We start from the raw sequence: 22833 nt of genomic DNA, 5'->3' as shown, positions 1-22833 counted from the left end.
ACCCATGCCTCCACCCCCACACCACGCACCCGACCCGAACCCCGAAGGCCGCCAGCCCTCGACCTCCCCACCCGAGGAAGCGGCGGGCGATCAGGCCCTGACCACCGAGGAACTGCTGGCCAGGGCCAACGACTTGCGCAGCCGCGTCCATAGTCACCTCGCGGGGATGGCCCAGTGAACGGCCGCCATCGCCGCCAGCACCTCCCGACGATCGACGGCCACTTCGCCGGCCTGGCGCTGATCCTCCTGAACGTCTTCGGCCTGGTCTTCATCGGCTACGCCGCCGAGACCACCGCAGCCATCTCCGACCAGGCGACGACGGCCCCGGACGCCTGACGGCGCTCTCCCACAGACTCCGCCCGACGGCCTGGCGTGTTCTCCTGCTCCCAGTCCCGGAGAACTGCACACGTCGGGCGGACCGTCGCCCGCCCCGGGCGTCCCGCCTCTCGCGGTGGGTGCGGGCGACACCCCGCCGTTCCCCCGGGCCGGGCGAGACCCAACGCTCCCGGCCCGGGGGAACGGCCCCAGCCCACCCCCTGAATCCCTGCCGTTGCGACCCCGGAGTGTTCCCATGCCGCAGACCGCCACCGACAGCCCGTCGGCCCCGTCCCCCGAACTCCCGCGCATCACCCGTCCGTTGACCGTCCGGGTGACCCTGCTCGCCACCACGCGCGACAACCACGTGCTGATGGTCCGAGACCCGCACATCGAGGGCGGCTGGCAATTGCCGAGTGGCACGGTGCCGCCGGGCGACTGCCCGGTACGGACCGCGCGGCACCTGAGTGTCTCGCAGACCGGCTACTACCAGGAGGCCACGCACGCGTTGGCCATCACCCTGGAGCACGGCCCGTCCGGGCTCCCGATCGCGCTGGACTACATCCTTGACGGCGGCCGGACGGACACCCCGCCCTGCGACGCGGCATCCCTCACGGCCGGTGCCGGTTGGCGCCCCATGCGGGAGTTGCTGGAGTCCCTGCCCCTGGTGCAGAACGCCCTGTTGGCTCTGGCCCACGGTGAGCGTGTCCCCGTCCTGGTCAACGGTGACCGACCGGCCGCCGACTGGCCGGAGCCGGACGCCGAGGACCAGTCCGCCTGATGCTGCTGGCGCTGTGCGCCGCGCCGCTCGCGTTGTTGGCACCCCCTCCTTCCGGGGTGTGCCTTCACCGTCGTGTTGGTCCGGCGCATCGCTCAGGCCGACCGCGACACCGCGCAACCCCACCCCTTCAGCCGTCGCCCGGAAAGTTGATCGCTGTGCCCGAACTCCTCGTCCCCGAATCCCTGATGACCTGGGGCCCGCGCCGTCTCCCGGTTCCCTACGCCGCGGCCTGGAGTGGCGAAGAATCCAATGGGCGAGGGGTGACGATCCGTTCGGACTTGGCCGGCATTCGCTACCGGGACGAGACGCCGGCCGACCGCGACACGTTCGGCGTGCTGTGGGCGCGGGTGCGCCAGGCGCCCGGCGAGGGCCGCCCGAACTTCCCCGCCATGCACCCGGCGCGTCAACGCCAGGTGCAGGCCGAGCGGTTGTGCCAGGTCTGCGGCGGGACCGCCAGCCACACCCGCGACGGCTGGCTGTTCCTGATGAACGACGACGAGGACTGCTACGAGGGGGCGAGGGTTACCAAGCCCCCGGTCTGCCTCCCCTGCGCCGCCCTCGCCGTCCGCCTCTGCCCGCACCTGACCAACCCGGTCGGAGTACGCTCCCGCCGCCCGAAGATCTGGGGCGTCTTCGGCACCCTCTTCGGCCCCACACCGAACGCCCAACTGAAGGTTCATGAGGACGACCACCTGCCCTACGGCCACCGGGCCAGCGACTGGTTCCTCGCGACGCAGCTGGTGGTGCAACTCAAGCGCTGCACCGTCGTGGATCTCGACACGGAGCTCGCAGCTTTGACCTGATCTCGGTGCTCACGCTGGCCCCTCCCCGGCTCACCCTCGTGCCACCCCGCATGTTGTGGCCCCAAATCCAACCCATGGGAGAGACGAACATGACGCACCTTGGTATCCCCGCCGTGCCCAGCCCGGCCTCGCGGCCTGTCGGTGGCGGCGTGGCGTTCGCCAACGACGGCCATCACTTCGCCGCCGACACCGGCGTGGACACCGCCTCGTTGGCCGCTGCCGCGAGCGCTCCGCTGTCTGTGATCCTCCAGGTCACCAAGCGGTGCAACTTCGACTGCTCGTTCTGCTCGGAGATCCTCCAGTTGCCCGACCCGACGTTGGAGCAGCTCGACGTGATGCGTCGCAACCTCACCGGCGTGGCGCGAGTGTTCCTCTCCGGTGGCGAGCCGTTGATGCGGCGGGACTTCGGCGAGATCGTGGACATGTACCACCAGGACCACATCCTGGCGGTGCCGACGAACGCCACCCACGGGTTACAGCACGCCCGGCAGATCGCGGGGAAGATCGCTTTCGCCAACGTCGGGTTGGAGGGGCCCAGGGCGACCACGAACCGCGTACGGGGCGACTACGACCAGGTGATGCACGGAGTCCGGGCCCTGATGGACGCCGGCATCCCCCTGTCCCTCTCCGCCGTGGTCTACCGCTCCACGCTCCCGGCGTTGCCGTTCACCTGCCAGATCGCCGATGTGTTGGACGCCGGCAAGGTCAAGCTGATCATGCCGCTGCGCAAGGGCAACGCGCTGGACCTGGACGAGAACGAGTTCATCTCTGACCAGGAAGCCGCCGAGACCTTCTCCCGGTTGTCGGAGTTGCGCACCGTGCACCAGTGGCGGCCGGCGCTGCGCATGACGACGTGGACGCCGAGCAACGAGGGGCACATGATCGTCATCGAGCCCAACGGTGTGGCGCGGGCCTGGCCGGTCTACGACGCGCCGGACCTGTGGGAGCCGCTGGGCAACGTGCTCCAGGAGCCGATCAGCGCGATCTGGCAGCGGTACCGGTTCAAGGAGAACCACTTCGCCAAGTACCTCGGCCGCTCCATCCGCACTGCCGCCCACACCCCGGCAGCGCGAGGCTGACGGTGCTGCGGATCTCGAACCTGTCCTGGCCCGACACCCCCTTCGGCGCGGACAAGCGCCCCTTCCCCAGGAACGTGCGGCTGTTGACGGGCATGGCGATGCACTGCGCCGACGACGGACAGGACACCGTGCCGGTCAGTGCGGCGGCCGTCTTCCTGCCCGTCAAGCGCACCCAGCGCCGGCACGTCGAGGCGGCGACCCTGCACTTCGGCTTCCGCCTCGCGGTCATCGAACATTCCGAAGACGCACAGGAGTTGCTGCGGCTGACCGATGGCGTTCTCGTTCAGGGGCGGCGGCACGCGGAGATGCTGGCCTGGCACTCCTTCCCGGACGACCTGCACGTGGTGCGGATGCTGGCCGCTGGACGCCTGCCGGGCTTCACCGCAGTGGGTGACGCCTGGCCCAGGCGCGCGGAACGGGAGCGCGGGCTGGCGACCCTGGTGGACACTGGCCACGATCTCGGCACCACTTCCCTCGCCAGTACGATCGCCGGTGACCTGGGGATCGACATCGGGCCGCGCCTGCACGCCCTCCAGCAACCGGCAGCGATACAGGCACGGTTCGAGGAACTCGCCACCGGGCGTTCCGACTCCGCCCGCGCGGTGCAGGAGCTGGCGGCAGGGGTCCTCGGCCAGGCGCTGTGCGTGGCCCTGCTGACGGGCCAGCACACCGAACGCCTCGCTTGGCAGGCGCCGCTGAACGCCGCCGAAGCGGTCGAACGCGAGGCGTGGCACCTGCTCCCCGCCGTGTTTTCGACCAACCCACCGAACACAGCCGATCCCAACCAGTAACGTCCCCAGGGCAAGCGGTGGGACCAGCCCCGGCAACGGTCGCCGGCCCCACCACCGCCCCGTTGGAGAGACGCCGTGATCACCACCAGCAACCTGACCAGCCCCACCCGCGCCCCCGAAAAGCGCTCCGCTGTCGTGCGGTTGGCGTCCATCGATGTCGAGTGGACCAAGAACTACCGGATCAAGAACGGCAACCGGCCCTTCTGCTACTCCGTGGTCTGGCTCGACCTCCCCACGGGCGTGCGGGACCCGTCCGACCTCGCGGACGTCCCGTTCCACTTCACCAGCGTCTATGTCGAGGACGCCGATGAACAGCCGGCCCTGGTGCGCTCGGCCGCCAACGCCCTGCGCACCGCTACCAACAGCGCTGACCTGATCACCGGGCACCAGCTCTGCTCGGATCTCGCCGTCCTCGCCGCCACCGCCGACCGGCCCCAACCCACCATCGACCAGGCCCGCGCCTCCTGGAAGCAGCGCAACGCCCCAGCCGAGGGGGACCCTCGCTACCTGGACACCCGCTTCGACGCCGGCCACCTGCTGACCGGCACCTCACGCCGCCTGGTCGATGTGTGCACCGAACTCCGCCTGGACGTCACCCAACCCGAACTCCGCGGCACCTCGATGACCGCCCTCCACCGTCGCTGGCTCACCGAAGCGGACGCCACCGCCCGGGAGAAGATCAGCGTCCTCAACCTCCGCCATTCCCTGTCCACCGCCTATGTCGCCGCCCACGCGGCCGGCCTGGGCCACTGGGCGCCCGAGGGACTCAACGTCAACCGCGTCCTGGCCGCCACCACCACCGGCGCCTGGGACTGGCTCGCCTCCCCCACCTTCCACTCCCTGCTGGGAGAACCATGCCTATCCGCGACTGCACCGTGATCGCCATCGAGGGAACCCAGGCCGCCGGCAAGACCACCCTCGTCCACGCCCTGACCGCCCACTACCGCGAACGGTCCGTCAACGTCACCTGCACCGGCGAACCCGCCCGCACCAGCCCGTTCATGGAGGCCGTCGTCCTCCACGGTCAGGGCACCTTCGACCTCGCCGCCGAACTCGACCTCTTCGCCCTCCAACTCACCACCCCGTTACGCGCCGCCCGCAACCACCGCCTGCTGATCACCGACAAGACCCCGGCCAACGTCCTCGCCCTGGCCGCCTCGTCCTCGACCCGAACGAACCCGGCGTGGCCGACACCCTGACCGCCATGGAAGCCCTCTGCACGGCCTGGATGCCCACCGCCTACGACCTCGTCGTCCACTGCCGCGACCGGTTCGACCAACGCGCCGGCGGGGACCGCTTCCGGGACAAGGTCCTCACCCTCCAGGAGCAGGCAGACCAAGCCGTCCTCGACGCCTGCACCGCGACCGGCGTGCCCCTCGTCGAGCTTCCCACCGGATTGGACACCTCCGAGCGCGTCGCCTGGATAGCCGAGCAGCTCACGCTCCGCGATCTCCCGCCCTGCTGACACCGGCGGACTCGCTAGCGGAGGAGCAGACCCGGGCCCACCGCGCAACGATCCGCTTCCGCCAACTGGCGCCCCGCAGTGGGCGGCCCGGGCTGCTGCAGCCCGCATGACGTGAGCGGTCTGCTGAGGAGGAGAACCGCCATGCTCAGACGGTCTCGCCATCTCGGCTGTCCCTGGGGCCGCGCCCGGAGCCCAGTGCTCGCGACGCAGGCCTTTCATCGGAACGCGTAGGGCACGCCCAGTTCGCGAGCGGAACCGTTCACCCAGGCCCCTGCCCCGCAGTACGGTCCGACCTGTGGCGTTCCGCACAGCTGTCGGCCGGGTCGCCGGCCGGACCGACGCGGACCTGCTCGGTCGGCACCCGCAGCGGCTTGTCGGTCGTGACGTTCCACAGCACGACCTGTCCGTCGGCCGCCCCGCCCCCGAAGGACACGTACGGGCGGGTGGGTTCCAAGCGTCCGCCTTGCTCGTTGAGGTCCGCGAGCGGCACGGTCGGCGTGATGCACACCCACTCCGGCTCTACCCCGAAGTACGACGGCGGCGCAGTCCGCTCCTCCGCTGCCCGCCGGAGCGAGGCGGCCGCCTCGGCCGGCGAGTCGAGGGCCGCCACCAAGTCTGAAAGCAGCGCCGAGACGAGGGCGAGCACTGCCATGGTGATGCCGGCTGGGTGCCTGGGGCGCAGGAGGTGGAGGTACCGCAGCGTCCCCCACGTGGCGAGGATCAGCAGACCGGTGGCCAGCGACGGCCACACGAGCTTGATCGCCGCGAATACCTGCCACAGACCGAGCGCGGAGGTCTCTGACTCGGTGAGGCCCAGCTCGTCCGCGTACGCGTCGTGGAGGAAACGCCCCACACCCGGCGCGACGGCGAGCAGGACGGTAACGGCACTCGGCACCAGCACGCCGGCCAGCACGCCCCGCCAGCGCCAGTGGCGGACCAATAGCCAGTTGCCCACGACGACGTAACCACCGGCGGCGAGCGCCAACGCCTGCCGGCACTCCAACCCCTCGTAGCCCCCTGGTATCCCCAGCGCCCACACCACGACCAGTACCGTCAGCACCACGGCGACTGTCGCAGCGCCGGCCTGTGTGGATGCCACCGGCAGCCTGACGGCGCTCCAGCACGCCGTCCCCGCAAGAGCGGCGGCGGCACCCCCAAACAACAGCTTCCCGGGAAGCGGTGCCTCCCGTGCGACAACCAGTACAAGCGCCATCAGGAGGAATGGCACCACCACCATGACCATGCCACGGTTGAAAGCGTCCTCCTTGTGCTGGACGCCCCCCGCACGGCCCCGGCCATCCAGAGGCCGCACGTCGACATCGGTCCGCGGCCCGCGAGCCGGAAGGCGCCGGGCCAGGCTGAGCGCCTCTTCCCGGTCGCCGCGCACCCGCTCGCCGACGTCGAACATCCCCAGCCTGACCGCCGTGCCGTACAGCCGAGCCCGTAGCCACCACATGGGCCCCGCCCACCACGCCACCAGCGCTGGCCTGGTTGCCCAGGCGGCGTGCCGCGTGCTGTAGACCCGCCACTCCGGTAACAGCGTCCGATCCGCATCCTCTCGCCCGAACCATCGGGCCTGGAGCACAAGCTCGCCCTTGCCGACCCTCGCGACCTGCCAGCCCGCCTCACGGTCCAGCCCCCACACGGAGCCCGGCACTGGCACGTCGGCCCAGAAGTAGTCGAACCCCCGCTCCCGGCCCCCGAAGATCCGCCGCGCTACCCGCCTTTCCCTCGGAGATGCCTCCCGGACCGGCCATCCCCGCTCCCGGAACAGTTCCCTGGCCCGCTGCCACTTCGCGGCGCCGCCCTCGACCTCCACCAGGGTCGGCACCAGGTAGTCGTGCCCTTTCACTGCGGCCCATCCAGTGGCTCGTCCAGCCGCCGGCTCCAGAACAGCGCGGTCGCACTCGCGCTAGGTATGCCCTCGTACATGGCGGTGTTCAGGCGTACAGCGCGGTCGCCATACGCCGGTACGCGCGCACCGCAGTCACCTTCACGTTGCTGACCTCCAGCCAGGCAGTACGGGTGCTGCGCCGCCGCCCGTACGCACCCACCCGCGCCATCGGCTCGGCGCCGATTCCGCGGTCGCGTGTGGCGGGCGCCACCGTTGCCGTCCCACAGGCGGCGTGGCCGCTTCTCCGCCTTCGGGACTGCATAGCCGCACACCTGTCCGTTGCACCCGGCGACCTGCACATGCCAGTCCAGGCGCACGGAGCCGCTGTCCTCGCCCGGAACCCCTTCCCCCATAGCGCATCGACCGGCACCGCCCATAGTGCGAAACCGCCCTCCGGCAGCCGTAACCTCGAACATCGCGTCCACACTGAACGAGTCGTCGAGGCACGTGACCGCCTCCAGGCCCGTCGGCATCGCCTTCCGGTACACCACGCCCCGCGGCACGTCCACCCCTTCCCCCGCACCTCGACGCGACGTTCGCCCGGTGAATGCGGAACACATGATCGTAGCGGTCTTCGGTGAGCATGGGCCTGCCGAAGGGCGTGGGCAGCGGCCTCTACGGCTGCGCGTTCCGGGGAATGGCAGCCGATCGCGGGCCACGGCTGGCGTTCGCGATCCCGAAGCTGCGGGCTGGCAGCTTCTACGAGCACCACCCGGCCTCCTCCGCTTCCCGTGTCTACCCACGTCATGGCCCTCTGCCTCTCCGGCGTGAACGCCCGCCACCTGGCGCGACCCGCACGCGGTGCCCGCATGAACATCCAGCCCCTGCTCGACACGCCCGACGTCCAAGATGACGTTGCCCGGGCCCTGGCCGACGACCTCCGCTCACAAATCACCGAACTGCAGGGTCGACTGCAGGAAGCCGAGACCCACCTTGATCACCTGGCCATCACCCGGAAGACCGACACCGCCCTCACCGAACGGCTCCACGCCCGAGCCACCTCGCCCGACCTGCCCGAGCACCCCGAGTACCCCACATCCTCGCCGTCTTCAACGAGGCGACCAGCCCCCTCCGCGCCCGCGATATCAGCCAAGTCCTCGGCCACGAACTGCTGCCGAAGAACATCAAAGACACCCGCGCCAAGCTGAAACGCCTCGTCAAGCGACGTCCTCGCCGAGGTCGATACCGGCAGCTTGTGGCACGTCTTCCGCGGTCGGGTACGGCTCAGCGGTCCTCCACGATGAAGCAGGCTCGTTCGTAGAGCTCGTCAAACGTGATGACTTCGACGTCCTGGATAGATCGCCTGTACTGCTCGAAGGAGGCCATCTTTTCTGGGTTCGTCGCGCCTCGCTCGGTGAACTCGCTGAGACTTCCGATCACAAGCACCTGTCGGGGGCGAGCGGTAGAGATTTCGATGTCGGTCGGGGCGCCGTCGTCCCGGTAGAGCCTGTGCAGTTCGCCGGTGATCAGACGTAGGGCCTTGTGAGCGGTCTTCTGCACCTGCGCCACGGCGCCAACGACATCCTTGGAGACCTGGTAAACGTCCGGAGGTCGGTACGGTGCACTGGCCAGCAGGGGTGTGACATGGGTCTTGATCTCGCAGAGCAACAAACTGCTGATGAATCCCTTGGAACGCATGACGGCGTCACTGCGCTTCCCCGCCCCTGTGAAGATATTGGCGCCAGTCGTGATGCGCTCCAGTTTTCCGTCATCGAGGGGTTCACAAGCGACGAGATTGAGGCCGTAGCCGAAGATCCACGGATTCTCCTCGAAGAATCTTTGCCAGACCGCTTCCGGTCCTGCCGCCTGAACGCGTTCCCGTTCGAAGAACTCCGTGTCGGTCAACAGGCTCTTGAACCGCTGGAGTTGCCACTTTCGGTTGCTGACTCGCCGAATGTCCTCTTCCGTGAGGGCACCGCCGATGGCGGTCCTGACGGCTTCGAGGAGCGTCGTCCGGTCTTGGTCGGCGAGCAGCCTGGCCAACTCGGCCTCGTCTCCGACGAACAATCGTCGGCTTCCTCCTGGGATGTTGCCCAGCCCGACACAGTTCTGGATGAAGCAGATGACCTTCCAGAAGTTCTCGTAGACATCGCTAGTATCAACGAGCGCCTTGACAATATGAGTGGCCTCAGTGCCGGGTATCGCCTCCCTGGCCACCGTCCTCTCGGTCCTTGTCTTGTCTTTCTTCCACAGTTTGATCCTGGGCGAGAGGGCGCCGCCCTTGTCGATGAGGGTGACGTGGCACAGCGTTGCCACCAACGGCCGGTCATCGAGGAGGAAGTCGGTGATCACCCGATCTGTACGGGTGTCGTAGAAGTAGGAGAATCCGCGGCCACGAATCTCAAGGTCGGAAAAATCTTGCCGTGCGACATCGAATTCCTTGGACGGGAAGGCGATGCGAAGGCCCCGAACGAACGAGGGATTGAACTCGGCCGTCTGGTTCCGCCAGTCCGGCGCGGCGGCTGGCAACGGTTCGATGTCACCTTCGACCACGAGGGTCTGGACATCGTCGCGTTGCAGCCTGGCAAGCACGGCTTCCAACCGCTGCCAAATCGCCTCGGTGACGGCCTCTGTGAACGCGGGCAGGAGCGCACGATCCACGATAAGAACAGCCTCGTAAGTATCGGCTGTCCATCCGTCGCCGGGCATTGGGTGGTAGAAGCCGCCGTCACGACGCAGCGTCAGGAGGGCAGGGCGGAGCAGGTCGCGGGCGACCTCCTCACCATCGCGGTCGAGGAGGCTGTGGGTTTGACCGAGAACGAGGTCGAGCTTCCCGGTGTCGTCGTCATCGAGGGGCAGCGACACCAGTGGGCCGGTGGCCTGCGTGCGGACCGGTGTATAGATCGGCCGACCCGACAGGAACTCGACGGCGCGGAGGGCCCAGCCGTCCGGCCCGAGAAGGCGGTTCAGCTTCTCAACACGTTGGGATGATTGGTCGGCATCGGGCAGCACTTCTGGATGGACGAGCCTAGCCAGGAAAGCGAGAAACACTTCGTCGGGGCCGTCGAGGAGTCGGAAACGCGGGTCTTCGAGGACCCAGTCGTCAGGCCAGTCCAATGGATTGTTGATCCGGTGCTGGACGTTGTCACCGCGCACTGTCGCGAACCGGGAGTCCGTCGACGCCAGCCCGTCCAGGTCATACAAGCCCTTGAGGAAGTCGGTCTCTTCCAGCCGTCCCCACCAAGGTCCGCCCTCGCCACGTATGTAGTCGAAGACGTCGCGTCGCGTCACCGCCGTGATCCTCCGCGTACTGTGCGGTGTGAGGGAAGGGTCAGACAAAGTCATGCGCCCAGGATGGCAGCCCGTCGACTCACCGGGGGAGTCATTGAGCTCTTTCAGTACTGCCGCTCCAGAGTGAGGACAGCTGCGGAGATTGACGACATTCGATTCGGACTGCGTCGGGACTTGCGGAAGATCCGCCATGACTTCAGTCGTGCGACGCCGCGCTCGACTGGCGCCCGCGCTGTGGACAGCGCGCGGTTGACAGTTTGCTGGGTCGGTGTGAGGTCACGGCCTGGCGGGCGTCTGAGGGGTGTCGTCACCCATGGTCCGGCTCCCATGGAGGCGCGGTCGGCGAGGACAGGAACGCCCTGGCGTTCGTAGATCCGGAAGATTCGGTCGCACTCCGCGAGGGTGCCGTCGAGCAGGGCGTAGTCCGGGTTTGCCTCGCGTAGGGTGCGCAGCAGGCCGGGTGCGCGGTCGGCGAGCAGGTCGACGACGGCTGTCGTGTAGGCGTGGGCGGTGTCGACGGAGATGCCGATCCCGGCAGCAAGCTGGGCGAGGGTGTTGTGCCGGCGCAGGTACACAAGGCCGACCAGGGCACGCTGGTCTGGTGGGAGCTTGCAGCGGCGGTCACCCTCGCGGGTGACGATGAGCATCGTGACCCACTCGACCAGGGCGTGGGGAAGGTCGAGTGCGGCAGAATACCGAACCAACGCGGCTCCTGTGCCTGTGGGTTGAGACTTCTAACACCTCCCCCAAACGGCACGGGAGCCTCGTGCGTTGCGGGCATCGATCCCGTCACCCGATCAGTGACCACGCTGAAAGAGCTCAGTGCCTCGTGGAAGAGACCGGCGGTGAAGTACGCGTTCCACTCCGGCAGGGCACTGGCGAGATGCGACCGGGCGGAGATCTGCCAGGCCACCGGGAGGGCACCCAGCTCGAACGAAGCGCTTCACGCGTTCACTCTGCACCGCACGGCTCGTTCGGGCTCACATAGAGAAGAGTCTCGCGGGCGGTCGGCCACATCCGCCAGCCGGCGGCCGAGAGGACTGCATCCACCTGGTCGACAAGAGCATCGTCGTCGCCTGCCAGGTGACGAGGGATGACCCAATACATCGGATCCGGGAGGGAGGAGGCATGGTGATGCTGCCAGCACAGGGCGCCTCAGTGAGTTCAGGCTCCTGAGCAGTCGTCTACGTTGACATGGCTACACGGCTGCATCCAGCCCCTTGGGCTTCTTCTCCGCCTGCCTCCGGCGAACCGGCTCAACAGAGGGACCCAACCCACGGCGGGCCCGTCTGCTCCGATGCCACGGCCGCGCGCCCTGCTTGTCAGTTGCGGGTGTGATGATCCACTGCATGGCTACCCGGCCAGGCAACACCAACTTCGACGGGCAGCCACCAGCAAGGACTGAAGTGTCGCTGACCGCTCGGGCCCGGATCGATGCAAGGATCACGCGACACGGCCAAGCAGTTGTGAAAAAACTCGTACATCAACTAAAGTGCAGCGCGTACAGGAATGCTCCGATGCGTAGTCCGACTTGAGGAGTCGCCGCATGAGTGTGCACGTTCCCCCCTGGGCGGCTAACGTCCTCGGCAAGGCGGCGCCCCTGGTTCAGGTGGGCCTCGGACAGGCTCTGCGGAACATGCAGGCCAACGCTCAGGCGGCCCACGAACAGAGCGATTCCCAAACGAAGCACACGTTCGGAATGTCCCGCTGGGAGAACCAGTTCCAGCGCGTTCAGGACGAACTGAAGGACCTACCTGACGCGACCGCCGTGAGGCCGTACCGTTTTCCGTTCGACCTGATGCTGGTCGGGCGCGGTCTCATCTACCCGTACAAGTATGCCGAGACCACGGTCGACGTCAGGAAGGCGCGTGGCCCGAAGGAATCCGAGCTGATCCGGGAGCTCTTCTCCTTCGCACCTCCGACGCGCCACGTCCAAGATGCACTCGACATCGATTGGGATGTGTCGGCCCCTCAGCCCGAGCCACGCGGTGGGCTGGCAAACCTGCCCGAGGGAACGCGCCTGATCCTGGTCCCCTTCGCCTGCAATGCCTCCGAGCTCCTGGCCGCGTTCTGGGGTATCGCAGCACTGGGAACGGAGCGTCATCTGGAGTGGGTCACCGAGCCTGCGCCCCTCACGGTACCCAAGACGGTCACGTCCCACGGGACACGGCTCTCCACCATCCCGGCACAGGCTTCGGTGGAATCCCAGCACACCGGCTTCGCCGAGGGAAGCGAGCCCACGCTTACTCTGTCCTCGCGCGGGTCCTCGGAGCGACTTCGAGGCATCCCGCCCCTGACCGAAGCAGAGCCCGTCCAGGACCAAACCAGCGAAGACGATGCGACCCACTAGGCAAGACCTCATCCCGGGCTTGGAGGAGCGGGGCACAACCCCTCGCGCCATCGCCGATGCCTTCGACCCCGCCCGGCTGACACAAGCACGTCGGCTGGCGGAGATGACCAAGAAGGACGTGGCAATAAGCCTCGGGGTGACACCGGCCGCCGTGGGTCAATACGAAACCGGCGTCTCCAAGCCCCGTCCTGACCTGATCCCGCGCCTCGCGGAGACGCTTGGAGTCCCAGCGACGTTCTTCCTCGTCGGACGACCGGCCAACCGCCTCGATGCCTCAATGGCCCACTTCCGTAGCCTCCGCAGCACCCCAAAATCGCAGCGGGAGCGGGCCCTGGCATTCGCAGAGCAGATCTGGGAACTCACCTACGCCTTGGAGCAGCGCGTGCAGCTGCCCTTCGTCGATCTTCCGGGCTTCGCCGGCGGAGAGGTGCACCCTGGGGCGGAATTGCCTACCGATCCCGTCGCAGCCGCGCAGGAGCTACGGCTGCGTTGGGGCCTGGGTGATGGCCCCGTGACTCATCTGGTGCGCAGGATGGAATCCCACGGCATCGTCGTCGTCACTCCCCCCGCCAGCGACCCCTCCGCATCCACCGTCGATGCCTTCTCCACCCGGGCAGCACGACCGCTCGTCATCCTGACCGCCAATCGCGCCGACGATGTCTTCCGCCACCGATTCACAGCAGCCCATGAGCTCGGCCACCTCGTCCTTCACGGGGATGCGACAGGTGACAGCCGCCAGGAGAAGGAGGCCGACGCCTTCGCCGCAGAGTTCCTGACCCCGCAGGCGAGCATCCTGTCGCTCCTGCCCAAGAGGATGGACTTCACCTGCCTCTCCGAGCTCAGGCAGATCTGGGGCGTGTCGATCCACTCCCTTGTTTACCGTTGTCGCGAAGTCGGGCTCATCTCCGACGCCACGACAAGCAGGGCCTACCAGCGGCTCCGTGCGCTTGAGGGGCAACCTGGATTCTCGCCGGAATCGGTGTCCAACTACGCCGGGGAACAGCCCTCGCTGCTCAGGCAAGCCTTCGACCTCGCAGCTCAGGAAGCGAATCTGTCTGTGGGGAAGCTCGCCCACGAACTGGCATGGACCACAACGCGAGTGCGCGAACTACTCGGCGTGCAGGACCAACGGCCCATCCTGCGGCTGGTGCAGTAGCAGCCCAGCATTCAATCCACTCGATGGAGGCTCCCAGAGCACAGGGGAACGGCGCCGCTACTCGGTAGCTAGACCAGCCTGGGCGACCTCAGTGACCGCCACGCCCGTAGTTCGCAACCAGGGAGCGCTACGGCCGGCTGCTCCGGATACTCATGTGGTGATGTCGTACGTGAATGTTCGTAGAGACGCTGGTGAGGGGCCGTATCCCTGTCCCTGTTGCAGGTTTGTCACGCTCATCGAGAGCGGCGGATAGAGATCTGCCCCATGTGCTTCTGGGAGGACGACGACCAGGACGACCACGATGCCAGCCGCGTACGCGGAGGGCCGAACGGACGGCTGAGCCTCGGCCAGGCTCGCAGCAACTTCCACGCCATCGGAGCATGCGACGAGCGCCGGGGTACCACTGGTTCGGGAGCCGACTCCCACGGAGTACCCGCCTCTGCGACGGGAACGGCGACGGGCGTCGCAGTCGAAGGCCCCGCGCACCAGATGCGCACCAGATCGGGCGGGAAACAGCGGTCAACAGAGGGGTCTTCCGTCATCCCATGTAGCTGCCAGTCTGCCTGTTCTCACAGGTCAGGCTAGCAATCGCGCCTCTGGACACGGTGATTCCCAAGCTCAGAGCGCGAGTTCGATTCTCGTCGCCCGCTCTTGTGAGTAAGGCCCAGGTCAGGGACATGGGCCTTCGTCGTGTTCGAACTGATTAGGGCTCCCGCACCAGATGGGTTGATCTTGTTCCGCATGACGCGCACGTGAGCGTCGATGCCGGCTGCCACTTCCCGTTGCCGTTCACGGTCCGAGTGCTGGTAGATCAATGCCGCCTTCTCCGAGGACTGGCCCGCGCGAACCATCGTGTCCCACAACTTCGCCCCACTGCGGGTGGCCAGGGTGTGACCGGTGTGCCGCAGGTCGTAGAACCGGAAGCCCTCCGGCATCCTGACCTTGTCCCGCGCCCTCCGCCACTTCCGCCCGAAGGTGGACCGGCGGAACGGCTTGCCACGCTCCCCCACGAACAGCAGTCCGTTCGGGTCCTTTTCGGCGTACCAGTCCAGGTGCCGCCTCAGCTCCTTGGCCAGAAATCCAGGCAGCACGATGAACCGCTTCCCCGCCTCGGACTTGGTGTCGCCGACCACACGCCGCCCGGTCGTCAACTCAGGCGCGGCCCGGCGCACCCAGACGCCGGGCACTTCCACGTCCACATCCCGCCGCCGCATCTCCGCCAGTTCCTCCGGCCGCGCGGGACCGTAGGCCGCGATGTACACCATCAGCCGCCAACGCGGCCCCATCACGTCGGCGAGGGCATCCACCTGGGCGACGGTGGCGATCGGCCGCTCAGCCGCCGACTCCTTACCCGCTCCCCTGATCCGGCAGGGGTTGCGGCGAATCAGCTCGTCATCGGCGGCCGTCTCCAGGACCGCCTTCAACAGCCGGTAGGACTTGGCGACGGTCGTCGCCCCCGTCGCCTTCAGCAGCTCGGCCCGCCAGGACCGAACCCGGGGCGGCGTGATCTGGTCCAGGTCGAGCGCGCCGAAGATCGGTAGGAGATGCAGCCGCAGAAGGCGTCGGTACAACTCTTCCGTGGTCGCGGCCAGGTCCCGTTCCTCAACCCACTGCGCCGCGTACGTCCCGAAGTTCACCTTCCCCGCATCCGGGTCCCGCCAGTCCCCCCGCGTCAGGTCCGCTCTTACCTGGGCCAGCCAGACCTCGGCATCCGTCTTGGTAGCGAACGTCTGGGGCGAACGGCGTTCCTCCCCGTCCTGGTCCCGGTAACTGGCGGTCCACCGGCCTGAGCGGTACTGCCGCACAGCACCGAAGTTTCGCCGAGAGCCCTTCTTGTTTCCCATCAGGCCGCCCTTCGGTAGCGGCCACTCCGCCGTTGAGCCGGGCGAACGGTACGGGCTTCCAGAAACTCCCTGAGGGCACTTTCCGGGATACGCACGTGCCGCCCAACCTTGACGAAGGTGATCCGACGCTCGGCGATCAACCGCCGGGGGAACCGAACCGTCGTCCCGAGGACTTCGGCCACCTGGCCCACGCTGAGAAACCGGTCATTCATCGGCGTACCCCTCTCGGGAGTCGTCCGCCAGCGACGCCGAGAGCCACGCTTCGGCGGGGCTGAGGCCGCTGCCGGCATAGGCCCAGTGGGCGACGACGAGGACGGTTTCGTCCGGGCCATGGCCGCCGGTTTGTTGTCTTCTCCATTCCGCCCGCGCGTCGCGGAATGCGGTGAGAGTGGTGGAATAGCGGCGAGACTTGGTGGAGAAGTGGCCTCGGAAGCCGAGCATGTGAGCCCAGGCGCGCAGGCGGAGGTGTTCCAGGTCCTTGCGTGCGCCGAGCGTCCAGGCCGTTCGGATGAGCCGTCGGGCGTGCTCCGAGATGTCCATGGGTGCCAGCTCGGCCAGAAATCTCAACGGCCGATCCAGTGCGCCCGTCGTTGTCTCGGCGCCTTTGGTGGCGTATTTGGCGATGTAGCCGGCGACCGCCTGATCACTCAGTTCGGTGTCGCCGTTGAAGTTCGTGCTGCGGATAGTGCGCACGTCCGTCTGTCGGCCGAAGGCGAGGGCGTGGGCGCTGCCGTCGATGTCCGGGCCTGTGAGGTGGGTGCGTTGCACGGCAGTGTGAATCGCGTCGGTCAGCAGCTCGGCGCTCGCCCACAAAGGAGGCGGAGAGGAACCGCCCTCGGGGCCGTCGAGCCGGATGACGGCGTGGAAGTGGACGGCGCCGCACCTCTGGAACTCGGCGACCTTGGCGAAGGACACCCGCGCGTGGTCGGCCAGCGCGCGTTGGGTGAGTCCGGCGCGCTTGGCGATCTCTCGCCGGAGGTGGATGGTGAAGCGGCGCCAGAGGTGCCCGGCGTGGGCGTTCCAGAGCACCGCGGATTCGTAGTCGTAGCGGCCGGGGTTGAGCGGCTGGCCGAGTCGGGCGTCGTCTTGGTCGTGCGCGGTGCCGCAGCGGCAACGTGCCTGGTTGGTGGGTCGGTTGTGGACGGGGCCGAAGCTGGGCGCGGTGAGGGTCGCGAACACACGCGGGTGCTCGGCAACTCGTTCCGGGGTGCCCTTGCCGCCTTTGAGGCCGGCGGTAATGAGGTGGTAGGTGTCCCGGCGGTAGGTCTCGGCACAGGCCGCGCAGCGAGTCGCACGCCGGCTGTTGCAGCGGGTCAGCAGGTTCCCGGCGGGCAACTCAGTGGAGACCAGTGACCGTACGGCGTCGCCGATCTCGCCCGTGGTGGTGTCGATGGGGTGTTCGGTGCGGTGTCCGTTGAGACGGACAGGGCGGGTGCAGCCGCCGAGGCCGGCGAGCTGGTATCCGAGCGCGGGCAGGGTTCCGGTCGCGGCGAGCTTTCCAAGTTCGGGCAGCGGGGGCGGGGTGGTGCGGGTGATGATGGGACTGTTCCTTCTGCGCGTGCGTGGGTGGAGTCGGGGTCCCGGGGCGGTGGATGCTTGGCGGTATCGGTTCCGCCCCGGGGGCCTTCGTTCTGCGACTCGTTGGCTAGTTGTCTAGTCGTGTTGGTCGTTGATGATCTCGACGCCGGTACGGGTGCCGAAATCGATGGCGGGGGCGGCGAAGGTGTCGGCGAGGTAGAAGCCGAACAGGGCGATCAGGGCCACGGCCCACGGGCGGATGCCGAGCAGGCGCACGGCCGCCCAGGCGGCGAGGCCGAAGACGACGACCACGGGCAGGTTCACGTTCACAGTGCGGACTCCCTCAGCGGTGTTCAGTAGGCGGAGCAGCGGTGTGTGGTGGCGGCGAGTTCGGCGGCCGAGCGGGTGTCGTACTCGGCGGAGAACCCGCAACGCGGTGCGATGCAGGCGGCCGTGTGCTTCTCCCGGCCACGCTGGTCATGTCCGGTGGCGACCTGGACCGGGCCGACGCGGGCGACGTTGCGGAAGCGGCGCAGCATGAGGCGTGGTCTCCCTTGTCAGAGGTGGTGTGTGATGGCCTCGGCGAGGGGTGCTGGGACGCCGAGGCGGGCGCGCAGGGTGGGGGTGTCGATGGGTTGGCCGGTGCGTTGTTGGTGTTCGGCGGCGATCTTCCGTGCGTGCTGGACCAGCGCCGCAGGCACCGCAGGAGGAGGCGCAGCGGGAGCCGTCTCGGGTTCGGTCGGGGCGAGGCGTTGGTGTTCTTCGGTCGGTGTGTGGGCGAGGAGGGTGCCGCCGAGGAAAGCGAGGGCGGGCCAGCCGGCGACCAGGACGCGCAGCCAGTCGGGCACGTCGCCCAGGTCGAGGAGGCCGGCTGTGGCGATGTTCGCGCCGAGGGAGGCGGTCAGGGCGATCAGGAACCAGCACCAACCGGCGGCCACACCGTTCCCCGACCGCAGCCGACGCCAGGCGGCCACGAGTAGCAGGTCGACGGAGACCGGGTAGGCCCACGCCTTCCATCCGTCCTGTCCGGCAGCCGCCGCCAGGTCGTGAATGTGCGCGAACGACAACGCGGCAGCGATGACTGCCTGGACCAACACCGGGTCGGGCCTGATCAGTTGGGCGCGCATCGCGATCAGCTCCCCGCAGGTTCCGACTCGACCGCCGCCGATGCCACGGGCCGGAAGCGGGCCAGCGCCGGCAGCGTCGGGGCACGGTGGGCGTGGATCGCGCAGGGCGTGGCAGCGTCGGACAGCGACAGGTAGGGGGTGCGTATCCGTGCCCAGCGGCCGGAGGAGTCGGCCGCCACCGCGAGGCCGGGACGTTCGGCGGGGATGACGCAGGCGGCAGTCACCGCTTCGGGTGAGATGTCGCCGAGGGCCATCTTGGCGGGGGCTTCGTCGTTGACGCGGTGGCAGACACGACCGGTGAGTTGGGCGCGGAGCATGGTGGCGCCCTTGCCCAGCTCGGCGCCGAAACGCTCGCCGCAGACTTCGAGGTAGATGCCGGCGGCGCGGCCGAGTTGGGCCAAGCGAACCAGGTGGGTGACCAGCTCATCCCGCCGTTCCTCATCCTTCCGCGTCGCCGTGAGGAACAGCTCCGCCACCTCATCAACGAACACCACCACCGGCACCGGCCGCTCCTCCTCCGGCACCCCCCACACATTCGACGTGGCGCCGTTGTCGCGTTGCCGGGCGCGTATGAGGTCGTAGCGTTCCTCCATCAACGCGACCAGTGCGGGGAGGAGTTCGGCAGCCTCGGCCGGATCGGTGGCCAGGGCCGACAGGCGCGGAGCGAACGGTGCCAGCTCGACGCCCCGCTTGCAGTCGATCCCGACCAGCGCGACACGCTGCGGAGCCAACCCGGCGACCAGAAGCCGCAGGTACATGGACTTCCCCGACAGCGTGGCGCCGAGGGTGAGTTGGTGCGGGACGGCGCGGTAGTCACGTACGAACGGCGTGGCATCCTCACGCAACGCCACCGGCACCCGAAGGAGCCCACCCCCGCCCGTCCTCGGCATCCGTACGTCGTTGAGTACGTCGAAGCCGACCAGGCGCAGTTCCGCCACCCCAGGCTTGACCTCGGCGACGTGGGCGTGAACGCTCCACGCGTGCCGGAGTCGTTCGGTCGCGGCGGCCAGGTCGGCGACTTCCTGCCCGGGGGCGAGTCGCAGTCGGACCCGCAGCCCCGTGGCCGTCGGACGGACCAAGTCCCGGCGAGGTGGAACGGGCCGTACCTCGCGGCGCGTCGTCGCCCGGACGGCCAAGGCCCTCAGCCGGGACGGGGGAACGGTCAGGCCGCAGGCATCCATGACCGAGCTGTAGGTGGCCAGCAGCCGGGCGGCCGACCACGGCAGGCCGACCGTCGACCAGTACAAGCGCGGGTACCTCTCCCGCGCCAGGGCGGCGCCCCCGGCAGCAACGGCCACCGGGGCGCCCGTGCTCAACAGCGTTACCAGCTCGGACATCTCAGACTCCCGCCGAGGCCGGGAGGGCGGCTGGGGTGACGGCGGCGGCGCGGAAGGCGATGCCGTGGCGGGACTGACCGTTGAAGACGGACTCCCACGGCCGGGCGACCAGCCCCGGCAGCGCGACCGGACCGCCCAGGGCCAGTCCCTGGGACACGCCGGACTCGGGAACGGTCACCTGGAGGAGCGAGGACTCCCCGTCCTCCAGGCGCCGACCTTCATCAACGTCTCACCGCTGAGCGCGTCCTTGGGGATCTCCCCGGTCTGCCGGTCCCGGACCTTCGGGGCCGGCTCCTCGGTCAACAGGATGGTCGCGGCCGAAGTCTCAACTCGGATCGTAAAACGCACGTTCGTTACTCCTCGTACGTCCCTCATCGGCCACATACAGCTAGTCGTCTAGACAAGATGCGACCCGGTGAGCCCACGAGCGTGGTGGCATGGTCCAGTGTGCCACACACCTGACCACTCGTCTATACGAGTATGGGTGTTGGTGTGTACGAGTCGTTCCTGCTGCCCGCTCAGTCGCGCTTAGTTCGCGGGGAGTTGGTAGGCCAGCACGTACGCGTCGGCAGCCATCACGGTGTCGCAGACCTCGACGGCGCGGCCCTCGGTGTCGTAGGCAGTGCGGACGAGATGGATGACGGGAACGCCAGCAGCCAGATGCAGGGTCTTCACCTCGACCGGGGTGGGCATTCGGGCGCGCACCTCTTCGTCGAAGTGGTCGAGGCGGTGGCCGAGTTCTTCCAGCCGGGCGTAGATCCCGCCGGGCCCTGGGTTGGGTTGGGCGATGGGGGTATCGCGGGCGATGTCCAACGGCAGGAACGAGGCCGCGAACTCGACCGGTCGCCCGTCCAGCAGGTAACGCCGCCGGCGGGCCAGGACCCTGCGCGGTTCGCCGAGCCTGGTTGCGATGTCGCGGGTGGGGCGTTCCTCCTTGACCTGGAGGTTGTCCACCTCGGGGCGGCTTCCGGCGGCCTCGGCCTCCGCGGTGAAGGCGGACTTGCCCTGATCCCGGTGGCGTCGAGCGAACCGGTCGGAGGCGAGGCGCCGGACGGGCGGTCGGGGGCGGACGAAGACGCCCTTGCCGTGCTCGGAGTGCACCAGTCCTTCGCCCTGGAGGACGGAGAGCGCGTTGCGCACGGTCATCCGGGAGACGCCGAAGTGCTCCACCATCTCGGACTCGGACGGCAACTTGGCGCCCTCCTTGAAGCGTCCCTTGTCGATCGCCTCGCGCAGCCGGTCGGCGATCTGCCGGAAGACCGCCCGGTCACTGGTGGAGTCCAGCGGGCCGAGGACGCCGGAGGGAAGTGCCGCCATGTGATTACTCCTTTAGGTATCTAGACGAGAAGTCGAGTTCTGTTGCTACGGTGGGAAGCCTAGCCAGTCGAGAGGGTCGAGGAACATGAGTCGTGAGCGTCCGCACTCCGTCAGCGTTGCTGGAGTGATCGTGGACGATCTGGGACGCGCACTGTTGATCAAGCGGCGCGACAACGGCAGGTGGGAACCGCCCGGGGGCGTCCTGGAGGCCGGGGAGACGATCCCCGAGGCCCTGGAACGCGAAGTCCTCGAAGAGACCGGCGTGAAGATCGCCGCGCCGGCGACCCTGACTGGCGTCTACAAGAACATGACCGGGCTGATCGTCTCCCTGGTCTTCCGCTGCCAGGCTATCGACGGCCAGCCGACGACCGGGGACGAGACCAGCGAACTGCGCTGGGCCACCCGTGAGGAAATCTCGGCGCTGGCCGACGAGGCATACGCGGTCCGCGTCACGGACGCCCTGGACGGGGCCAACCCGCCGGCCGTCCGCGCGCACGACGGCGTGCGACTCGTCTAGCAACCAACCCATACCCCATAGCCGCCTACCACGGAAAAACTTGTATGCACGAGTATATGAGCACACGTGAGACAGGTAAATGGCCTCAGAACCATCGGGCCGACAAACAGCCCCCGAACACGGTGACCGGGTGGCTGCGATGAGCCCGGCGACCACCACCAGGGGCACCGTTCCCTACATCACCCAGTGGTCTGGCGAGCAGAATGCGGCCATGCCGGTGGTGACCCGACGCGGGCGTCTGGCCTACGCTGACGAACGCTCCTACGACCGCGACATCGGCGGCGTCCTGTGGCGCCGTGTCCCCTCCACCCCGGGCAAGGGCAAGCCCGACTTCGGCGCGGTCCATCCACTACGCCAACGCCTCGCCATGGCCGGCCTGTTGTGCCAAGTCTGCGGAGGCCCTGCGGATCGCAACGAAGACGGCGTGCTCTGGCTCATGGGCGAAGCATCGGGCAACCCTGGTGACTGGCCCCAAGGACTGGAAACAGCCCACCCACCCGTCTGCCTGCCCTGCGCGACGCTCTCTGTACGGGCCTGCCCACACCTGAGACAACTCTTCGTCGCCCTACGCGTGCGCACATGAACCTTGGCCGGGGTCCACGGCACCCTCTACCAACCCGGACTCGACGGCCCGGTCCTCACCGACGCCGCAGGCATCCCCTTCGACAACCTCGCCATAAAATGGATCATCGCCAGCCAACTCATCGCCACACTGGACCGCTTCACCTTCACCGACATCGAGGCCGAGGCCGACGCGCCCCGCAGCTTCACCGCCGGCCACCGGCAGCGTGAGTAACAACCTTCTCTACGACATCAAGGGCGCCGCGCATCCGCGCGGCGCGCGCGGCCCGGCTCCTCGCCGGGCCTGCGCTCCTGTCTCCGCCCCGCTCCGGCCCGGCCAGCGCCCGTGCCGCGCACTCAGCAATCAGCCACCTGACGCCAGAGAATGGGTACGTCGTGGCTGGGGCAGTCGGCTCCACGGCTTTACGGAGCCACTTTGGCGCGAGCCTCGAAGATCATGGCCCAACGTCGTGCTTTACCGGGCAGGTCAACAGACTGCCCGACGCGCCGCAAGCTTACGGAGCCATGATCACTCGCGCCAAAGCAGCGCCACCCCAAAGCCGCTACGCCAACCTGATCGTGACGCCGGACGAGGTGATTCAGTGCCCCAACCGGCGCCGGCCACGCGGCATGGTCTGGAACGGCCTGACGGCGGAGAAGATCGCGCAAATACCCGTTTTGAGTGCGAGGCTCGGCTCTGGTTGACTGAATGCGCCGACACCGAGCGCGTGATGTAAGCGGGGCAAG

The 22833-nt window shown here is 68.2% G+C and carries 27 protein-coding genes and 1 pseudogene; 16 read left to right on the top strand and 12 right to left on the bottom strand.

Annotated features, from left to right (window positions below):
* Positions 1 to 4: 4 nt before the first annotated feature.
* The 9 genes from FH609_RS31180 to FH609_RS31805 all read left to right on the top strand — a co-directional run bounded on the left by FH609_RS31180 (position 5) and on the right by FH609_RS31805 (position 5234).
* The gene (locus FH609_RS31180) at positions 5 to 178 is read left to right on the top strand and encodes a hypothetical protein (protein ID WP_193318058.1); all 174 of its coding nucleotides are present in this window, start codon (positions 5 to 7) and stop codon (positions 176 to 178) included.
* Positions 175 to 336 carry a hypothetical protein gene (locus tag FH609_RS31175; RefSeq protein ID WP_193318059.1) on the top strand — a complete coding sequence of 54 codons (162 nt, stop codon included), beginning with the start codon at positions 175 to 177 and terminating at the stop codon, positions 334 to 336. Before FH609_RS31180 ends, FH609_RS31175 begins: the two co-directional genes overlap by 4 nt.
* Before the next feature lie 235 nt (positions 337 to 571).
* On the top strand, positions 572 to 1096 hold the full coding sequence (locus FH609_RS20290; protein ID WP_139672452.1) for a hypothetical protein: 525 nt from the start codon (positions 572 to 574) through the stop codon (positions 1094 to 1096).
* Positions 1097 to 1356: 260 nt separating this feature from the next.
* Positions 1357 to 1899, top strand: coding sequence for a hypothetical protein (locus tag FH609_RS20285; protein WP_139672455.1), 543 nt, complete (start codon positions 1357 to 1359; stop codon positions 1897 to 1899).
* A gap of 89 nt (positions 1900 to 1988) precedes the next feature.
* On the top strand, positions 1989 to 2978 hold the full coding sequence (locus tag FH609_RS20280; RefSeq protein ID WP_139672458.1) for a radical SAM protein: 990 nt from the start codon (positions 1989 to 1991) through the stop codon (positions 2976 to 2978).
* A gap of 2 nt (positions 2979 to 2980) precedes the next feature.
* Positions 2981 to 3769: a hypothetical protein gene (locus FH609_RS20275; RefSeq protein WP_139672460.1), complete on the top strand. Its 789-nt coding sequence runs from the start codon at positions 2981 to 2983 to the stop codon at positions 3767 to 3769.
* 75 nt (positions 3770 to 3844) lie between these two features.
* Positions 3845 to 4648, top strand: coding sequence for a hypothetical protein (locus FH609_RS20270; RefSeq protein WP_139672463.1), 804 nt, complete (start codon positions 3845 to 3847; stop codon positions 4646 to 4648).
* A complete protein-coding gene (locus tag FH609_RS31810) occupies positions 4624 to 4968 on the top strand; it encodes an AAA family ATPase (RefSeq protein ID WP_226961835.1) in 345 nt (114 codons plus the stop codon). The genes FH609_RS20270 and FH609_RS31810 overlap by 25 nt, the downstream gene beginning before the upstream one ends.
* Entirely contained in the window at positions 4953 to 5234 is a 282-nt protein-coding gene (locus FH609_RS31805; protein ID WP_226961834.1) for a hypothetical protein, read from the top strand. The genes FH609_RS31810 and FH609_RS31805 overlap by 16 nt, the downstream gene beginning before the upstream one ends.
* Positions 5235 to 5493: 259 nt before the next feature.
* Here FH609_RS31805 and FH609_RS20260 read toward each other — a convergent pair whose 3' ends face one another.
* The 3 genes from FH609_RS20260 to FH609_RS20245 form a co-directional block, all read right to left on the bottom strand.
* A complete protein-coding gene (locus FH609_RS20260) occupies positions 5494 to 7086 on the bottom strand; it encodes a hypothetical protein (protein ID WP_139672466.1) in 1593 nt (530 codons plus the stop codon).
* A gap of 1266 nt (positions 7087 to 8352) precedes the next feature.
* Positions 8353 to 10359 (bottom strand): Shedu anti-phage system protein SduA domain-containing protein, encoded by a 2007-nt coding sequence (locus tag FH609_RS20250; protein WP_264372785.1) that lies wholly within the window; start codon positions 10357 to 10359, stop codon positions 8353 to 8355.
* 104 nt (positions 10360 to 10463) lie between these two features.
* On the bottom strand, positions 10464 to 11063 hold the full coding sequence (locus FH609_RS20245) for a transposase family protein (protein ID WP_139672472.1): 600 nt from the start codon (positions 11061 to 11063) through the stop codon (positions 10464 to 10466).
* A gap of 842 nt (positions 11064 to 11905) precedes the next feature.
* Here FH609_RS20245 and FH609_RS20240 point away from each other — a divergent pair.
* From FH609_RS20240 to FH609_RS20230, 3 genes are all read left to right on the top strand, one after another.
* Complete coding sequence (locus FH609_RS20240) at positions 11906 to 12709, top strand: hypothetical protein (RefSeq protein ID WP_139672475.1); 804 nt, start codon at positions 11906 to 11908, stop codon at positions 12707 to 12709.
* A complete protein-coding gene (locus tag FH609_RS20235; RefSeq protein ID WP_193318060.1) occupies positions 12696 to 13865 on the top strand; it encodes a helix-turn-helix domain-containing protein in 1170 nt (389 codons plus the stop codon). The genes FH609_RS20240 and FH609_RS20235 overlap by 14 nt, the downstream gene beginning before the upstream one ends.
* Positions 13866 to 14081: 216 nt before the next feature.
* The gene (locus FH609_RS20230) at positions 14082 to 14450 is read left to right on the top strand and encodes a CPCC family cysteine-rich protein (protein WP_226961833.1); all 369 of its coding nucleotides are present in this window, start codon (positions 14082 to 14084) and stop codon (positions 14448 to 14450) included.
* On the opposite strand, the gene FH609_RS20225 is transcribed toward FH609_RS20230, so the two are convergent.
* From FH609_RS20225 to FH609_RS20185, 9 genes and pseudogenes are all read right to left on the bottom strand, one after another.
* Complete coding sequence (locus FH609_RS20225) at positions 14447 to 15709, bottom strand: tyrosine-type recombinase/integrase (protein WP_139672480.1); 1263 nt, start codon at positions 15707 to 15709, stop codon at positions 14447 to 14449. The genes FH609_RS20230 and FH609_RS20225 overlap by 4 nt on opposite strands.
* The gene (locus FH609_RS20220) at positions 15709 to 15921 is read right to left on the bottom strand and encodes an excisionase family DNA-binding protein (protein ID WP_139672484.1); all 213 of its coding nucleotides are present in this window, start codon (positions 15919 to 15921) and stop codon (positions 15709 to 15711) included. The genes FH609_RS20225 and FH609_RS20220 overlap by 1 nt, the downstream gene beginning before the upstream one ends.
* A complete protein-coding gene (locus tag FH609_RS20215) occupies positions 15914 to 17221 on the bottom strand; it encodes a replication initiator (protein ID WP_193318062.1) in 1308 nt (435 codons plus the stop codon). The genes FH609_RS20220 and FH609_RS20215 overlap by 8 nt, the downstream gene beginning before the upstream one ends.
* Before the next feature lie 141 nt (positions 17222 to 17362).
* Positions 17363 to 17557: a hypothetical protein gene (locus FH609_RS20210; protein ID WP_139672490.1), complete on the bottom strand. Its 195-nt coding sequence runs from the start codon at positions 17555 to 17557 to the stop codon at positions 17363 to 17365.
* A gap of 23 nt (positions 17558 to 17580) precedes the next feature.
* Positions 17581 to 17766: a mobile element transfer protein gene (locus FH609_RS20205; protein ID WP_139672493.1), complete on the bottom strand. Its 186-nt coding sequence runs from the start codon at positions 17764 to 17766 to the stop codon at positions 17581 to 17583.
* 18 nt (positions 17767 to 17784) lie between these two features.
* Entirely contained in the window at positions 17785 to 18354 is a 570-nt protein-coding gene (locus tag FH609_RS20200) for a DUF2637 domain-containing protein (protein WP_139672496.1), read from the bottom strand.
* A 5-nt stretch (positions 18355 to 18359) separates the two neighbouring features.
* The gene (locus FH609_RS20195; protein ID WP_139672499.1) at positions 18360 to 19691 is read right to left on the bottom strand and encodes an FtsK/SpoIIIE domain-containing protein; all 1332 of its coding nucleotides are present in this window, start codon (positions 19689 to 19691) and stop codon (positions 18360 to 18362) included.
* A gap of 1 nt (position 19692) precedes the next feature.
* A pseudogene (locus tag FH609_RS20190) lies at positions 19693 to 20066 on the bottom strand (hypothetical protein).
* A 153-nt stretch (positions 20067 to 20219) separates the two neighbouring features.
* Positions 20220 to 21008 (bottom strand): GntR family transcriptional regulator, encoded by a 789-nt coding sequence (locus FH609_RS20185; RefSeq protein ID WP_139672502.1) that lies wholly within the window; start codon positions 21006 to 21008, stop codon positions 20220 to 20222.
* A gap of 85 nt (positions 21009 to 21093) precedes the next feature.
* On the opposite strand from FH609_RS20185, the gene FH609_RS20180 reads away from it, so the two are divergent.
* The 4 genes from FH609_RS20180 (at position 21094) to FH609_RS20170 (ending at position 22791) form a co-directional block, all read left to right on the top strand.
* Positions 21094 to 21525 carry an NUDIX hydrolase gene (locus FH609_RS20180; RefSeq protein ID WP_139672505.1) on the top strand — a complete coding sequence of 144 codons (432 nt, stop codon included), beginning with the start codon at positions 21094 to 21096 and terminating at the stop codon, positions 21523 to 21525.
* A 130-nt stretch (positions 21526 to 21655) separates the two neighbouring features.
* On the top strand, positions 21656 to 22108 hold the full coding sequence (locus tag FH609_RS31800; protein WP_226961832.1) for a hypothetical protein: 453 nt from the start codon (positions 21656 to 21658) through the stop codon (positions 22106 to 22108).
* A gap of 3 nt (positions 22109 to 22111) precedes the next feature.
* Entirely contained in the window at positions 22112 to 22321 is a 210-nt protein-coding gene (locus FH609_RS31795) for a hypothetical protein (RefSeq protein ID WP_226961831.1), read from the top strand.
* Between the two features lie 290 nt (positions 22322 to 22611).
* The gene (locus FH609_RS20170; RefSeq protein ID WP_319789610.1) at positions 22612 to 22791 is read left to right on the top strand and encodes a hypothetical protein; all 180 of its coding nucleotides are present in this window, start codon (positions 22612 to 22614) and stop codon (positions 22789 to 22791) included.
* The last annotated feature ends 42 nt before the right edge of the window (positions 22792 to 22833 follow it).

Source organism: Streptomyces sp. 3MP-14, assembly GCF_006334905.2.
Taxonomy (GTDB): Bacteria; Actinomycetota; Actinomycetes; order Streptomycetales; family Streptomycetaceae; genus Streptomyces; species Streptomyces triticirhizae.
This window is presented reverse-complemented; position numbering and strand designations above follow the sequence as displayed.